The 14363-nt window shown below is 61.6% G+C and carries 16 protein-coding genes; 11 read left to right on the top strand and 5 right to left on the bottom strand.

Annotated features, from left to right (window positions below; translation table 11 throughout):
• Positions 1 to 2: 2 nt before the first annotated feature.
• Together VC35_RS07605 and VC35_RS07600 are read left to right on the top strand one after the other, a co-directional pair.
• The gene (locus VC35_RS07605) at positions 3 to 383 is read left to right on the top strand and encodes a RidA family protein (protein WP_003229509.1); all 381 of its coding nucleotides are present in this window, start codon (positions 3 to 5) and stop codon (positions 381 to 383) included.
• Between the two features lie 68 nt (positions 384 to 451).
• Positions 452 to 1192 (top strand): hypothetical protein, encoded by a 741-nt coding sequence (locus VC35_RS07600; RefSeq protein WP_008047086.1) that lies wholly within the window; start codon positions 452 to 454, stop codon positions 1190 to 1192.
• Between the two features lie 138 nt (positions 1193 to 1330).
• On the opposite strand, the gene VC35_RS07595 is transcribed toward VC35_RS07600, so the two are convergent.
• Complete coding sequence (locus tag VC35_RS07595; RefSeq protein WP_046038940.1) at positions 1331 to 2188, bottom strand: SDR family oxidoreductase; 858 nt, start codon at positions 2186 to 2188, stop codon at positions 1331 to 1333.
• Between the two features lie 188 nt (positions 2189 to 2376).
• Here VC35_RS07595 and exbB point away from each other — a divergent pair, with 188 nt between their 5' ends.
• The 6 genes from exbB (at position 2377) to VC35_RS07565 (ending at position 9289) form a co-directional block, all read left to right on the top strand.
• Positions 2377 to 3348, top strand: coding sequence for a tonB-system energizer ExbB (gene exbB / locus VC35_RS07590; protein ID WP_046038938.1), 972 nt, complete (start codon positions 2377 to 2379; stop codon positions 3346 to 3348).
• Between the two features lie 6 nt (positions 3349 to 3354).
• Entirely contained in the window at positions 3355 to 3783 is a 429-nt protein-coding gene (exbD, locus tag VC35_RS07585; protein ID WP_007975187.1) for a TonB system transport protein ExbD, read from the top strand.
• Positions 3780 to 4529 (top strand): energy transducer TonB family protein, encoded by a 750-nt coding sequence (locus VC35_RS07580; RefSeq protein ID WP_046038935.1) that lies wholly within the window; start codon positions 3780 to 3782, stop codon positions 4527 to 4529. Before exbD ends, VC35_RS07580 begins: the two co-directional genes overlap by 4 nt.
• Before the next feature lie 263 nt (positions 4530 to 4792).
• Positions 4793 to 5722 (top strand): hydrogen peroxide-inducible genes activator, encoded by a 930-nt coding sequence (locus VC35_RS07575; RefSeq protein ID WP_046038933.1) that lies wholly within the window; start codon positions 4793 to 4795, stop codon positions 5720 to 5722.
• A gap of 9 nt (positions 5723 to 5731) precedes the next feature.
• On the top strand, positions 5732 to 7807 hold the full coding sequence (gene recG, locus VC35_RS07570; RefSeq protein WP_046038932.1) for an ATP-dependent DNA helicase RecG: 2076 nt from the start codon (positions 5732 to 5734) through the stop codon (positions 7805 to 7807).
• Positions 7808 to 7885: 78 nt separating this feature from the next.
• Entirely contained in the window at positions 7886 to 9289 is a 1404-nt protein-coding gene (locus tag VC35_RS07565; protein ID WP_046038931.1) for an aminoacyl-tRNA deacylase and HDOD domain-containing protein, read from the top strand.
• Positions 9290 to 9444: 155 nt separating this feature from the next.
• Here VC35_RS07565 and VC35_RS07560 read toward each other — a convergent pair whose 3' ends face one another.
• Entirely contained in the window at positions 9445 to 9816 is a 372-nt protein-coding gene (locus VC35_RS07560) for a hypothetical protein (RefSeq protein WP_046038928.1), read from the bottom strand.
• Between the two features lie 537 nt (positions 9817 to 10353).
• Here VC35_RS07560 and VC35_RS07555 point away from each other — a divergent pair.
• Positions 10354 to 10749, top strand: coding sequence for a DUF6124 family protein (locus VC35_RS07555; protein ID WP_046039537.1), 396 nt, complete (start codon positions 10354 to 10356; stop codon positions 10747 to 10749).
• Positions 10750 to 10838: 89 nt separating this feature from the next.
• On the opposite strand, the gene VC35_RS07550 is transcribed toward VC35_RS07555, so the two are convergent.
• The 3 genes from VC35_RS07550 to VC35_RS07540 all read right to left on the bottom strand — a co-directional run bounded on the left by VC35_RS07550 (position 10839) and on the right by VC35_RS07540 (position 12646).
• Positions 10839 to 11114 carry an HU family DNA-binding protein gene (locus VC35_RS07550; RefSeq protein ID WP_003195589.1) on the bottom strand — a complete coding sequence of 92 codons (276 nt, stop codon included), beginning with the start codon at positions 11112 to 11114 and terminating at the stop codon, positions 10839 to 10841.
• Between the two features lie 194 nt (positions 11115 to 11308).
• A complete protein-coding gene (locus VC35_RS07545) occupies positions 11309 to 12457 on the bottom strand; it encodes an NAD(P)/FAD-dependent oxidoreductase (protein ID WP_046038926.1) in 1149 nt (382 codons plus the stop codon).
• An 18-nt stretch (positions 12458 to 12475) separates the two neighbouring features.
• The gene (locus tag VC35_RS07540; protein ID WP_007995385.1) at positions 12476 to 12646 is read right to left on the bottom strand and encodes a rubredoxin; all 171 of its coding nucleotides are present in this window, start codon (positions 12644 to 12646) and stop codon (positions 12476 to 12478) included.
• 199 nt (positions 12647 to 12845) lie between these two features.
• On the opposite strand from VC35_RS07540, the gene VC35_RS07535 reads away from it, so the two are divergent.
• A complete protein-coding gene (locus VC35_RS07535) occupies positions 12846 to 13409 on the top strand; it encodes a chorismate--pyruvate lyase family protein (protein WP_046038922.1) in 564 nt (187 codons plus the stop codon).
• Complete coding sequence (gene ubiA / locus VC35_RS07530; protein ID WP_046038920.1) at positions 13409 to 14299, top strand: 4-hydroxybenzoate octaprenyltransferase; 891 nt, start codon at positions 13409 to 13411, stop codon at positions 14297 to 14299. Before VC35_RS07535 ends, ubiA begins: the two co-directional genes overlap by 1 nt.
• Positions 14300 to 14363 lie beyond the last annotated feature (64 nt).

Genomic DNA, 14363 nt, shown 5'->3' with positions numbered 1-14363 from the left:
ACATGACCAAGACTGTTATCACCAGCGACAAGGCCCCGGCCGCCATCGGTACTTACTCCCAGGCGATCAAGGCTGGCAACACCGTTTACATGTCGGGTCAGATTCCCCTGGACCCAAAAACCATGGAACTGGTTGAAGGCTTCGAGGCCCAGACCGTCCAGGTGTTCGAGAACCTCAAGGCCGTGGCTGAAGCCGCTGGCGGTTCGTTCAAGGACATCGTCAAGCTGAACATCTTCCTCACCGACCTGAGCCACTTCGCCAAGGTCAACGAGATCATGGGCAAGTACTTCGACCAGCCTTACCCTGCCCGCGCCGCCATCGGCGTAGCAGCCCTGCCAAAGGGTTCGCAGGTTGAAATGGATGCCATCCTGGTCATCGAGTAATGCGTACGGCGCAGCCTCGGGCTGCGCCGACTGCTCTGCTGTAAAGAATGCTTGAAAGGATTCCACCCATGCGCAACGCGCTTGCTCTCTCTCTGCTCGCCCTGTTCCTGGGCGGATGTGCCAGCAACCCTGCCGACCGCGACATCAGCGGCACCTGGATCAACCAGGTGGCGATCGATGCTGCCGCCAAAGGCGTCCCCCTGCGTGAAGCTCTCCAGGCCTATGGTCCGAACCTGGAATGGGACATCAACACCAAGGCCGGTCAGGCCCGCTACACCAACGGTTTTGAAAATGTCGACGGCAAGCTGCTGGGTGAACAGTCCGGCGCCTGGAAAGTCGACTTTTATGGCAGCTCGGCCAGTGAGCTGAAGCGTGACGGCAAGCAACTGAGCCAGTCCGCCAGCGACAACGAGCCTGAACAAGTCTTCGACCGCGTACAGATCCAGGTACCGGATGGCGCACCGATAGGCGCCAGCTTCGAACGTGCGCTGTATTCAGCCTACATGGGCGGCGGCTGGACAATCGTCAACGGCCCAGGCGAAGGCAACACGGTTCAATTCCAGGCCGACGGCCAAGTGACCGGCCTGCCAGGCAGCGATCGCTATGCGTTGTGCCTGGCCGGTGATTGCGCATCCATGAGCGGTGGCAATGACAACATGTGGCTGCAACTCAATGGCCAGGGCAACGCCTGGATCTTTGCACGCAAGGGCAAGGAACTGGAGATTTTCCAGACCGTGAACACGGCGCAGGCGGACGAGATGCCCTCGTTCACCCCGGGTGAGCGCAAGTGGTTGCTCGAGAAGCAATAAGCATCCCTTGAAAGCACCACAAAACACTGTGGGAGCGAGCTTGCTCGCGATGAGGCCATAACATCCAACATCATCGTTGACTGTTATGCCGCCATCGCGAGCAAGCTCGCTCCCACAGGTGTTTACGGTGCCTGGAAGTCAGCAGCGCCCTTCCAGAATCGCCGCATACCCCTCGCGGAAACTCGGATACTTCGGCGTCCAGCCCAATGCCTTGGCCCGCGCATTACTGCAGCGCTTGCTGCCTGTGCGACGCACGCTGTCGTCATCAGCCCATTCGGTCACACCCAGATACTCACGCAACCAGCCCACCACATCGGCCAGCGCTGCCGGCGCGTCATCGACGCCGATGTAGACATCATCCAGCGCAACGCCACGCCGATCCGCCTCAAGCAGGCACGCCATCAATCCTGCGGCGTCGTCGGCATGAATCCGATTGGCATACAGCGGCGGATCAGTTACCACGCGATACCCCCGACGAACCTGAGTCAGCAACCACTCACGGCCCGGACCATAAATGCCGGTCAGACGCACGATGCTCGCCGGAATGCCGCTCTTGAGGGCCAGTTGCTCGGCTTCGAGCATCACACGCCCGGAATAACCCGCCGCCACGGCTGGCGAAGCCTCGTCGACCCATTCGCCATTCTGCTGACCGTAAACACTGCTACTGGACACGAACAACAGGCGATTGGGCACCTGCCCGTAGTCGTCCAGCCACTCCAGCACGTGTTCCAGGCCCTGGACATACGCAGCGCGGTAACCGGCTTCGTCGTGATCGGTGGCCGCCGCGCAATACACCAGGTAATCCACGGCGCCGATTGGCCAGGTAGCCGGGCAGTCTTTGTTGAACAGGTCACCGGCCACGCCGATGACGCCCTTGGGCAGACGTGAAACGTCGCGTCGCAGGCCATGGACCTCCCACCCCGCCGCCAGCAATTGTGTGGCCAGGCGGCTGCCGACATCACCGCAGCCGGCGATCAAAACAGTAGGCGCAGACATCAGAAAACTCCCATCGGAAAGCCACAGACTAGCGCCGGCAATAGACAGGCGGCTAGCAATGCAGGAAAAAAAGAGACGCTATTACTTTTGTTAACAAGAATTAATTGCAATAATGCCTCCCCACTTTTGTTCTCGGCCTTCGAGGCCTGGAAGAACATCACCCGTTTTTTCTCTCAGGTCCGGCCAGCATGACACGCAATCAATTCTTCGCTTCGCCAACCAAACGACCTCGCGCCTGGAGCGCGGTGGCCGCCCTGTTCCTCAGCCTGATGCTCGCGCCGGTCGCCGCTTTCGCCGATGCCCAGGCGCCAGCCACACCGGCCGCCACCGCGCCGGCTCCGGCCGATCATGCCGCCCCGGCCGTTACTCCGGTCGCGACCGATCCTGCCCAGGCCGCATCGGCAGAAGCGTTGGGTGAAGACGTCCCTGAAGTCCTCGAAGCCGACAACACCCTGGGCATGGCCCATGACCTGTCGCCGTGGGGCATGTACAAGAACGCCGACATCATCGTGAAAATCGTGATGATCGGCCTGGCCATCGCCTCGATCATTACCTGGACCATCTGGATCGCCAAGGGTCTTGAGCTGATGGGCGCCAAGCGTCGTCTGCGCGGTGAAATCGCCCAACTGAAAAAATCCGCCTCCCTCAAGGAAGCCAGCGCCACCGCAGCAAAGGAAGGCACCCTGGCCAACCTGCTGGTACATGATGCTCTCGAAGAGATGCGCCTGTCGGTCAACAGCCGTGAGAAAGAAGGCATCAAGGAACGCGTCAGCTTCCGTCTTGAGCGCCTGGTCGCGGCCTGCGGTCGCAACATGAGCAGCGGCACCGGCGTGCTGGCCACCATCGGTTCCACCGCGCCGTTCGTCGGCCTGTTCGGTACCGTATGGGGCATCATGAACAGCTTCATCGGCATCGCCAAGACCCAGACCACCAACCTCGCCGTCGTCGCGCCCGGTATCGCCGAAGCCCTGCTGGCTACCGCGCTGGGCCTGGTTGCAGCGATCCCTGCGGTCGTGATCTACAACGTATTCGCCCGCTCCATTGCCGGTTACAAGGCTCAGGTGTCCGACGCGTCGGCACAGGTCCTGCTGCTGGTCAGCCGCGACCTCGACCACCAGTCTGAGCGCAGCTCGCAACCGCACATGGTGAAAGTGGGGTAATCGGCCATGGGCCTGCATTTGAAAGAAGGGGCAGACGACGATCTGTCCGAAAACCACGAAATCAACGTTACGCCGTTCATCGACGTGATGTTGGTGCTGTTGATCATCTTCATGGTGGCGGCCCCGCTGGCCACCGTGGACATCAAGGTCGACCTGCCCGCCTCGACCGCCAAACCGGCGCCGCGGCCAGAGAAACCGGTGTTCCTCAGCGTCAAGGCTGACCAGCGCCTGTTCCTCGGCGAAGACGAAGTGAAGGCCGAAGCACTCGGCGCCACCCTCGACGCCAGGACCCAGGGCAAGAAAGACACGACGATCTTCTTCCAGGCCGACAAAGGCGTGGATTACGGCGACCTGATGAGCGTGATGGACAACCTGCGTTCTGCCGGTTACCTGAAGGTCGGTCTGGTCGGACTCGAGACGGCAGCCAAGAAATGATCACGACGCGCCATAAACTGACGCGTTACAGCGGTAGCCTGGCTGTGGTGCTGGGTGTTCACGCGCTGGCCATCGCGCTGGCGCTGAACTGGTCCGCCCGTCCGCCCATCGAGTTGCCCCCTCAGGCAATGATGGTCGAACTGGCACCGGTTCCTGCCCCGCCACCGCCTGCTCCGCCGAAGGTCGTCACCCCGCCGCAGCCACCGGCTCCGGTTGAAGAACTGCCGATACCCAAGCTCGCCGAAGCGCCGAAAGCCGAAATTGCTGTGCCCAAGCCGGTCAAACCCAAGCCGAAGCCGCAACCGCCCAAGCCGGTAGAGAAGAAACCCGAGCCGCCGAAGGAAAAGCCGGCCGAAGAAAAACCGGCCGAAACCCAGCAGACTCAGGTACCGACGGAGAAATCCGCCCAGCCTGCGCCAGGCCCTTCGCCTGCTCAAATGGCAGCCAAGGCCAGCTGGCAAGGCACGTTGCTGGCGCACCTGCAGAAGTACAAGAAGTACCCTGCAAGTGCCCAGGCGCGGGGCAAGGAAGGCATGAACCGTCTGCGTTTCGTCGTGGATGCCGAAGGCAATGTGTTGTCGTTTGAGCTGGTAGGCGCCTCGGGCACTGCCGATCTGGACCGGGCCACCCTGGAAATGATCCGCCGCGCCCAACCGCTGCCCAAGCCACCGGCCGACATGCTGACCAATGGCTCCATCGAAATCGTTGCACCGTTTGTGTATTCGCTGGAGAAACGCCGCCGCTGATAACACCAGCACCTTTAGGAGCGAGCCTGCTCGCGAAGAGGCCGTCACATTCAACATCAACGTTGACTGACACACCGCTTTCGCGAGCAGGCTCGCTCCTACAAGTTCGTAAATCCAGCCAAAAAGGCACCGAAAGGTGCCTTTTGCATATCTTCCAGCGGCAATCCGGCATTGCCCGGTGTCACTCGACGCACTCAGTCTGATAACGTGCGTCTATCGATTGCAGCCGGTATGCTTGGCCCGCAACTACATGGACGCTTGCTATGACCCTCACAGAATTACGCTACATCGTTACCCTCGCCCAAGAGCAGCACTTCGGCCATGCGGCCGAGCGTTGCCACGTCAGCCAGCCGACCCTGTCGGTGGGCGTGAAAAAGCTTGAAGACGAACTCGGTGTGCTGATTTTCGAGCGCAGCAAGAGCGCCGTGCGCCTGACGCCGGTCGGCGAAGGCATCGTGGCCCAGGCCCAAAAGGTATTGGAACAGGCCCAAGGCATCCGCGAACTGGCCCAGGCCGGCAAGAACCAGCTGACCGCCCCACTCAAGGTCGGCGCGATCTACACCGTCGGACCGTACCTGTTTCCGCACCTGATTCCACAACTGCACCGGGTCGCCCCGCAGATGCCGTTGTACATCGAAGAAAACTTCACCCACGTGCTGCGCGACAAGCTGCGCAACGGTGAGCTCGACGCGATCATCATCGCCCTGCCGTTCAATGAAGCCGACGTGCTGACCCTGCAGCTCTACGACGAGCCGTTCTACGTGTTGATGCCGGCGCAGCACCCGTGGACGCAAAAAGAATCCATCGACTCCAGTCTGCTCAACGACAAGAGCCTGCTGCTGCTCGGCGAAGGCCACTGCTTCCGCGATCAGGTACTGGAAGCCTGCCCGACCCTGACCAAAGGCAACGACGGCGCCAAGCACACCACGGTGGAATCCAGCTCCCTGGAAACCATTCGCCACATGGTCGCCTCGGGCCTCGGGATTTCGATCCTGCCGTTGTCGGCAGTCGACAGCCATCACTACGCCCCCGGCGTGATTGAGGTGCGTCCGTTGTCGGCACCCGTACCGTTCCGCACCGTGGCCATTGCCTGGCGCGCCAGCTTCCCGCGTCCGAAAGCGATTGAAATCCTCGCTGACTCCATTCGCCTGTGCTCGGTGGCCAAGCCAGCGGCGCAAGTCGCTGCGGGCTAAGCAACGGTCATGAGCGAGTTGTCGCAAGTGTCGGTGACGGCACTCAGGGGTGTCGGTGAAGCCATGGCCGAGAAACTGGCCAAGGTCGGCCTGGAAAACCTCCAGGACGTGTTGTTTCACCTGCCGCTGCGCTATCAGGATCGCACCCGTGTCGTGCCGATCGGCGCACTGCGGCCCGGTCAGGATGCGGTCATCGAAGGCACCGTCAGCGGTGCCGATGTGGTCATGGGCCGTCGGCGCAGCCTGGTGGTCCGGTTGCAGGATGGCACTGGCGGACTCAGCCTGCGCTTCTATCATTTCAGCAACGCGCAAAAGGAAGGCCTCAAACGCGGCACGCGGATTCGCTGCTACGGCGAGGCGCGGCCCGGCGCTTCGGGGCTGGAGATCTACCACCCGGAATACCGCGCCATCACCGGTGACGAACCGCCGCCAGTGGATGAAACCCTGACCCCGGTCTACCCGCTCACCGAAGGCCTGACCCAACAGCGCTTGCGCCAGTTGTGCATGCAGACCCTCACCCTGCTCGGTCCCAGCAGCCTGCCCGACTGGCTGCCGAACGAACTGGCCCGCGACTACCAATTGGCGCCGCTGGCCGACGCGATCCGCTACCTGCACAACCCGCCCGCCGATGCCGACGTCGATGAACTGGCCCTCGGTCACCACTGGGCGCAGCACCGTCTGGCTTTCGAAGAACTGCTGACCCATCAACTGTCGCAACAGCGTCTGCGCGAAAGCATGCGCGCCCTGCGTGCGCCCGCGATGCCCAAAGCCACGCAACTGCCGGCCAAGTACCTGGCCAACCTCGGCTTCAGCCCGACCGGTGCCCAGCAACGGGTCGGCAATGAAATCGCCTATGACCTCAGCCAGCACGAACCGATGCTGCGGCTGATCCAGGGCGACGTCGGCGCCGGTAAAACCGTGGTCGCCGCCCTTGCCGCGCTGCAAGCGCTGGAGGCCGGTTATCAGGTCGCGCTGATGGCGCCCACCGAGATTCTCGCCGAGCAGCACTTCATCACCTTCAAGCGCTGGCTCGAGCCGCTGGGTATTGAAGTCGCCTGGCTGGCCGGCAAGCTCAAGGGCAAGAACCGCGTCGCCGCCCTGGAGCAAATCGCCAGCGGCACGCCGATGGTGGTCGGCACCCACGCGTTGTTCCAGGACGAAGTGCAATTCAAGAACCTGGCGCTGGTGATCATCGACGAACAGCACCGTTTCGGCGTACAGCAGCGGCTGGCCTTGCGGCAGAAAGGTGTCGGCGGACGCATGTGTCCACATCAGCTGATCATGACCGCCACGCCGATTCCGCGCACGCTGGCCATGAGTGCCTACGCCGACCTCGACACCTCGATCCTCGACGAACTGCCCCCCGGTCGCACACCGGTCAACACCGTGCTGATCACCGACACCCGGCGGGTCGAAGTCATCGAGCGGGTGCGCAGCGCTTGCGCCGAAGGGCGTCAGGCCTATTGGGTGTGCACACTGATCGAAGAGTCGGAAGAGCTGACCTGCCAGGCCGCCGAAACCACGTACGAAGATCTCACCGCTGCCCTCGGCGAGTTGAAAGTCGGGCTGATCCACGGCCGCATGAAGCCTGCGGAAAAAGCTGCGGTGATGGCCGAGTTCAAGGCCAGCAACCTGCAACTGCTGGTCGCCACCACGGTGATCGAAGTAGGCGTGGACGTGCCCAACGCCAGCCTGATGATCATCGAGAACCCCGAGCGCCTGGGACTGGCGCAATTGCACCAGTTGCGCGGCCGCGTCGGCCGGGGCAGCGCCGTCAGCCATTGCGTGCTGCTCTACCATCCACCGCTGTCGCAGATCGGCCGCCAGCGCCTGGGCATCATGCGCGAAACCAACGATGGTTTCGTCATCGCCGAAAAGGATCTGGAACTGCGCGGCCCCGGCGAAATGCTCGGCACCCGGCAGACCGGCCTGCTGCAATTCAAGGTCGCCGACCTGATGCGCGACGCCGATTTGCTGCCCGCCGTGCGGGATGCCGCCCAGGCATTGCTTGAGCGCTGGCCGACCCACGTCAGCCCGCTGCTCGACCGATGGCTGCGTCATGGCCAACAATACGGCCAAGTGTGACAACCGTCACGGTTTCTGAGGCGTGGTCCCAAGCAAGCTGGTTATACTCCTGCAATTGTTTAAGTACGGATACAGACCATGACCGAAGTTGCCTTCGCACCCGACACCCCGCACGCTCCGTCGGTTATTCGGCTGATGCTGGGCAAGTTAGGCATTGCCTATGAAGAAGTGCTGGACCGTCACGGCCTCAATGCCGCGCGTAAAGTGCAGGCCGTTCTGCTGGATGACAGCGTTGGCGTATTGATGGTGCTGTTCCCGCAGAGCCAATTGCTGGACCTCAATCGCCTCACTGAACTCACCGGTCGGCGCCTCGCCGCCGTACCCACCGAACGCCTGACAAAAATGCTCGGCAAGCACAACCTCAGCTTGCTGCCGGGCCTGCCGGCACTGACCAGTTCACCGTGCCTGTACGACGAAAGCCTGCTGCGTGAGCCGAAGTTGCTGATCAACTCCGGTGAGCCGGGCGTGCTGCTGGAAATCTCCAGCGAAGACTTCAAGGCGACCATGCTGACCAAGGCCAGCGCCGCCAACTTCGGCGAAAACCTGACCAGCATCCGTCCCAACCTCGACCGCCCCGATGATGACCGCAAGGAAATCACCCAGGCCGTCCAGGCGTTCACCGCACGGCGCATCCAGCAGCGTCTGGAAGCGACCATCGAGATTCCGCCGCTGGCCGAAACCGCGCAAAAAATCATCAAGCTGCGCGTCGACCCCAACGCCACCATCGACGACATCACCGGCGTGGTCGAAACTGACCCGGCGCTGGCCGCACAAGTCGTGAGCTGGGCGGCATCGCCCTACTACGCCTCGCCGGGCAAGATCCGCTCGGTGGAAGACGCCATCGTCCGGGTGCTGGGCTTCGACCTGGTGATCAACCTGGCGCTGGGCCTGGCCTTGGGCAAAACCCTGAGCCTGCCCAAGGACCACCCGCAACACTCCACGCCGTACTGGCAGCAATCGATCTACACCGCCGCCGTCATCGAAGGCCTGACCCGCGCCATGCCGCGCGCCCAGCGCCCGGAAGCCGGCCTGACCTACCTCGCCGGCCTGCTGCACAACTTCGGCTACCTGCTGCTGGCCCACGTGTTCCCGCCGCACTTCTCGCTGATCTGCCGCCACCTGGAGGTCAACCCGCACCTGTGCCACAGCTTCGTGGAACAACACCTGCTGGGCATCAGCCGGGAACAGATCGGCTCGTGGCTGATGCGCTACTGGGACATGCCTGAAGAACTGGCCACCGCCCTGCGCTTCCAGCACGATCCTCACTACGACGGCGACTTCGCTGAGTACCCGAACCTGGTGTGCCTGTCGGTGCGCCTGCTTCGCAGCCGTGGCATCGGCTCGGGCCCCGACGAAGATATCCCCGACGCCCTGCTCGAACGCCTTGGCCTGAGCCGCGAAAAAGCCAATGACGTGGTCAGCAAAGTCCTCGAGGCCGAAGTGCTGTTGCGCGAACTGGCTTCGCAATTCACTCAAGGCTGAAAAGCATCGCGGGCAAGCCACGCTCCCACATGGATCACCTGAATCCTGTAGGAGCGGGCTTGCCCGCGAAGGTCGTCAACGATGACGCGTGCATCCTGGATAAACACGGGGTACTTGAGTTTCTCGTCGGAACGCCGCCCGGAGCAAGCTCGCTCCTACGCCTTCTTCGGCTTCAAGTACTTTGTCAGCCCCTGGAACCAGATCACCAGCGCCGGGTTGCCCTTGATCTGAATCGACTTGTCCTGAATCCCCGTCATGAACGCCAGTTGCTTGTTCTTCGCCTGCATCGTGGCAAAGCCGTACGCGGCGTCTTTGAAGGCAATCGCAAACGCAGGCTCGGCATGCACACCCGATTGGCTGGTGATGCGCTGGTCCTTCACGCGGAATTGCCGCGCCACTTTCCCGTCCAGGGTCTGCAGCTGAAACACCAGGTCCTTGTCACCCAGTTGCTGCTGAAACGCCGGATTGGTCCGGCTGGCCTTACCCATCAACAAACCCAGCATCCACAGCAGAAAACGAAATTTCATGCGCACAGCCTCAAGAGAAAAATGAACGGCTGGGGCAGTTTAACGGCTTCAGGCGATAACACCAGTATCTGCTTGCGTTAGAAGAAGATCAGAACCATTACCCTCACGATGACCACCAAGTCACAATTATCAAAACTTCCTTCAAGACCACTCCACACACCACTCCTACACCAAACGAAACACATTCTGTAGGAGCTGCCGGAGGCTGCGATTTTTTGATCTTCAACCCCGCAAACCTATCGGACATTTCCTTCAATACGCTGGGCTATACATGAACTAGGCGTACTTGGCCGGCACCGATAACCTCTCCCAGTCACTGCAAAGTTGGTGACTCGGACGTGCAAGTCCGGACTCGTCATGCAATCGGTTATGGCTATTCACCGGGTGTTTTTTTATCCTCGCGAATCGTTATGGCGGCTGTGTGTGGGAGTCCTTCGGGTCTGCCGGCAACCGAGTCCGGTCTTGCACACCTATACACAGCTGCCACCTTTTTCGAAGCAAGCGAAACTGTGTGAGCTCCATAACTCGGTGATTCAAATGTTCAAACCAACACCTAATCCGCCAGAAGATCCGGCTACATCCCCCTACGAATCCCTCGATTCCAAAAAACTCCACGAAGCCGCCGAACGCGCCCTCGATCACTATCTCGCCCCACCAAAACAAGCACCAACGAAACGCAGCGGCCAACTCTTCAGTGTCTGCCCGGACATCAACACCGAAGCACTCCTGGCCAACGCATCGGAAGATTTGCTGTCCATCAGCGCCATCGCCGCGGACCTGGCCGATGATGTAGACGGCTCACGCCGCTCAGTAGCCCTGGCGATCAGTCGCGTGGCTGAGGGGGCGCATTTGCTGGTAGAGCGGGCGCTGGATCATCTGGATGGACCGGAAATGGCGGCGATTCTCGCCAAGCAACAAAGCGGGCTCGGCTGATTCGCCACCCACAAAAAATGGGCACCCAACCCTGGTTGGCGTGCCCATTTTTTATTCCACTCCCCCGCTGCGCGGGAGGTGAAAACGGATTACGGATTGACGCTGTCTTTCAACGATTTGCCTGGCTTGAACGCAACGGTGTTGCTGGCCTTGATTTTGACGGGTTCACCGGTTTGCGGGTTTTTGCCGGTGCGGGCACCGCGATGGCGTTGCAGGAAGGTGCCGAAGCCCACCAGCGTCACGCTGTCTTTGCGGTGCAGGGCACCGGTGATTTCTTCAAGAACGGCGTTGAGAACGCGGTTGGCTTGTTCTTTGGTGAGGTCTGCTTTTTCAGCAATGGCTGCGGCGAGGTCTGGTTTACGCATGTGAGTGAAGCCCCTTTGACGGTTTGTTGTTGTTATGTCCGTGCTGCTCTCTGCGGAGCAGCGCCAAAAGCGCCGCAGGTGCTCTACTCTGCGGCAGACGGGAGTGAGGATGGCACGCAGTGAGGCCCCGCGCCAGTATCGGCGCGGCCATTGTTAGGGCAAAAGGGGGGTGATTCCGACAGAACGACCGGTATTTACGCCAACAGAGCCGGAAGCTCTTTGTTCAGGGCCAGTTTTTCCATCACGGCGGCACCGGTAAGGGCGTAACCGAGCAGCTTGCCCGCGGCATCGCGGCATAAAACCTTGATGTCGGCGCCCTGCCCTTCGACTGTCCAGATGCCCTCTGCACCCCGTGGCGGCGGGGATACCACCAACGGGCAGACCGGGGTTTTGACGGTGATCGGCATCGGGCCATAGGTGACGGCGGTCGGGTTGCCGGCCAGGGTTTGCGCCAGCGCCCTCGCACAGCTCATCAGGGGCATGACGTACAGCAGATTCAGCCCATCGACCTCGGCACAGTCGCCCAGGGCGTAGATGTTGGCGTGGGAAGTTTTCAGGTGCCGATCGACCATGATGCCGCGGTTGACCTGCAGACCGGCCGCTGCCGCCAGGTCGACGCGCGGGCGCAGGCCAATGGCCGAGACCACCACGTCGCACGGGATCACCTGGCCATCGGACAGGTGTGCTTCCAGGCCGTCAGCCACGCGTTGCAGGCGATTGAGCACCGGGCCGAGGTGGAAGCGCGCGCCGAGGCTTTCGAGGCCAGCCTGCACCGCAGCGGCGGCCGCCGGGTGCAGCAGGGTCGGCATGACTTGCTCGCACGGTGCAACCAGCTGCACTTCGTAGCCGCCCAGGGTCAGGTCGTTGGCGAACTCGCAGCCGATCAGGCCGGCGCCGAGCAGCAGCACGCGGCGCTTGCCGGCCGCCGCCGCACGGAAGCGTGCGTAGTCTTCAAGGTCGTTGATCGGGAATACGCAATCCGCCGCGTCGCCTTCAATGGGCACGCGCACGGTTTCGGCGCCCCAGGCCAGGATCAGGTCGCGGTAGATCACCGCTTCTTCACCGATCCACAGGCGCTTGTGGCCCGGGTCGATGCCGCTGATGCGCGTGTGGGTGCGTACTTCGGCCTTGAGCTGCTCGGCCATGGCGCCGGGTTCGGCCATGCTCAGGCCGTCGGCATTCTTGTTTTTGCCGAAGCCGGTGGAGAGCATCGGCTTGGAGTAGGAGCGTCCGTCATCGGCGGTAATCAGCAGCAGCGGGGTTTCGCTATCGAGTTTGCGAAACTCGCGGGCCACGTTGTAGCCCGCCAGGCCGGTGCCAATGATTACGACAGGTGCGTTCATTCCTTACTCCTCAATTATTCAGGCAGCGATTTCGATCATTTCAAAATCCATCTTGCCCACACCGCAGTCCGGGCACAGCCAGTCTGCCGGGACGTCTTCCCAACGGGTGCCCGGCGCAATGCCATCATCCGGCCAACCGTCGGCTTCGTTGTAGATCAGGCCGCAGACGATACATTGCCACTTTTTCATCAGGTACTTCCTCAGGGTTCAGGCGTTTTGCCGGCCAGACGGTCGATGGTTGCAGCACTGCCGTCCAACTCAGCGCGTTTTGTACTGATCGGGGCCGTCGGATGCAAGCCTGTTCGGCGCAACGGCAGGCCATTTCAATCGATATCGGCGGCTGACATGTTAAGCTCGCCGCCTCATTTGCTGCCAATAATGACTCATTGTGCATCACACAGAATCCCCCTCTCCAGCTCCTCTCTGGCTCTCGCGCAGCGAACTGGCGCCCCTTCCCGATGCTTCCACCCTGGACTGGCTGTTCGACGAAGGCTCGCTCACCAGACGTCTGATTCATCTGTCGAATGATGCCTTTAGCGTCTCGCCGATGTTCGAAGGCTGGCAGCCCCTGCGCGCCGACGAGTGCGCAGCGCTGGACCTGGCCGATGGCAGTGAGGGCTGGGTGCGCGAGGTGTATTTGCGCGGTCATGGCCAGGCGTGGGTGTTTGCGCGCAGCGTGGCGTCACGCAGTGCATTGCAAGGCGACGGCCTGCATATGGACGAACTGGGCAGCCGCTCGCTGGGCGAATTGCTGTTTTGCGATCAGGCCTTCCAGCGCCGGGCCATCGAGGTTTGCCATTATCCGCAAGCCTGGCTGCCCGCCGAGGTGCAATCGCCTGAGCTGTGGGGCCGTCGTTCGCGCTTTGACCGCGGTGCGCTGAGCGTGCTGGTGGCCGAAATTTTCCTGCCTTCCCTGTGGGACGCCGCCTGCGCCCAATCGGAGAACCGTTGATGTACCAAAGCCTGCTCAAGTCCTTGAACCGCTTGAACCCTCGGGCCTGGGACTTCATTCAGCTGACCCGCATGGACAAGCCGATCGGCATTTACCTGCTGCTCTGGCCAACGCTGTGGGCGCTGTGGATTGCCGGCAAGGGTTCGCCGTCCCTGGCCAACATTGTGATTTTCGTCCTCGGTGTGGTGCTGACCCGCGCTGGCGGCTGCGTGATCAATGACTGGGCGGACCGCAAGGTCGATGGTCATGTGAAGCGAACCGAGCAGCGGCCGCTGGTGAGCGGCAAGATCAGCTCCAAAGAGGCGCTGGTGTTCTTTGCATTGCTGATGGGCGTGAGTTTCCTGCTGGTGCTGTGCACCAATGCCGCGACCATATGGCTGTCGTTGGGCGGTCTGGCGCTGGCGTTCAGTTACCCGTTCATGAAGCGCTACACCTATTACCCGCAAGTGGTGCTGGGCGCCGCATTTTCGTGGGGGATGCCGATGGCGTTCACCGCAGAAACCGGTGAACTGCCGGCAGTTGCATGGCTGCTGTGGATCGCCAACCTGATGTGGACCGTGGGTTACGACACGTATTACGCGATGACCGACCGCGACGACGACCTGAAGATCGGCGTGAAATCCACGGCGATTCTGTTCGGCGACGCGGACCGGGTGATCATCCTGACCCTGCAAGGGCTGGCGCTGGGCTGCCTGTTGCTGGCGGGTTCGAAGTTCGACCTTGGTGGCTGGTTCCACCTCGGATTATTGGTGGCGGCGGGCTGCTTTGCGTGGGAATTCTGGTACACCCGCGGCAAGGACCGGATGCGCTGCTTCAAGGCGTTTTTGCACAATCACTGGGCGGGTTTGGCGATTTTCGTCGGGATTGTGCTGGATTACGCGTTGCGTTGAAGCATCAAAAAGATCGCCGCCTTCAGTAGCTCCTGCAGAGCAACGAAGGCAGCGATCTGGTGCG

Origin of the sequence: Pseudomonas fluorescens, assembly GCF_000967965.1 — a bacterium.
Lineage (GTDB): Bacteria > Pseudomonadota > Gammaproteobacteria > Pseudomonadales > Pseudomonadaceae > Aquipseudomonas > Aquipseudomonas grandcourensis.
Note: the sequence above shows the minus strand (reverse complement) of the source record. Positions and strands in the feature narration are given on the sequence as shown.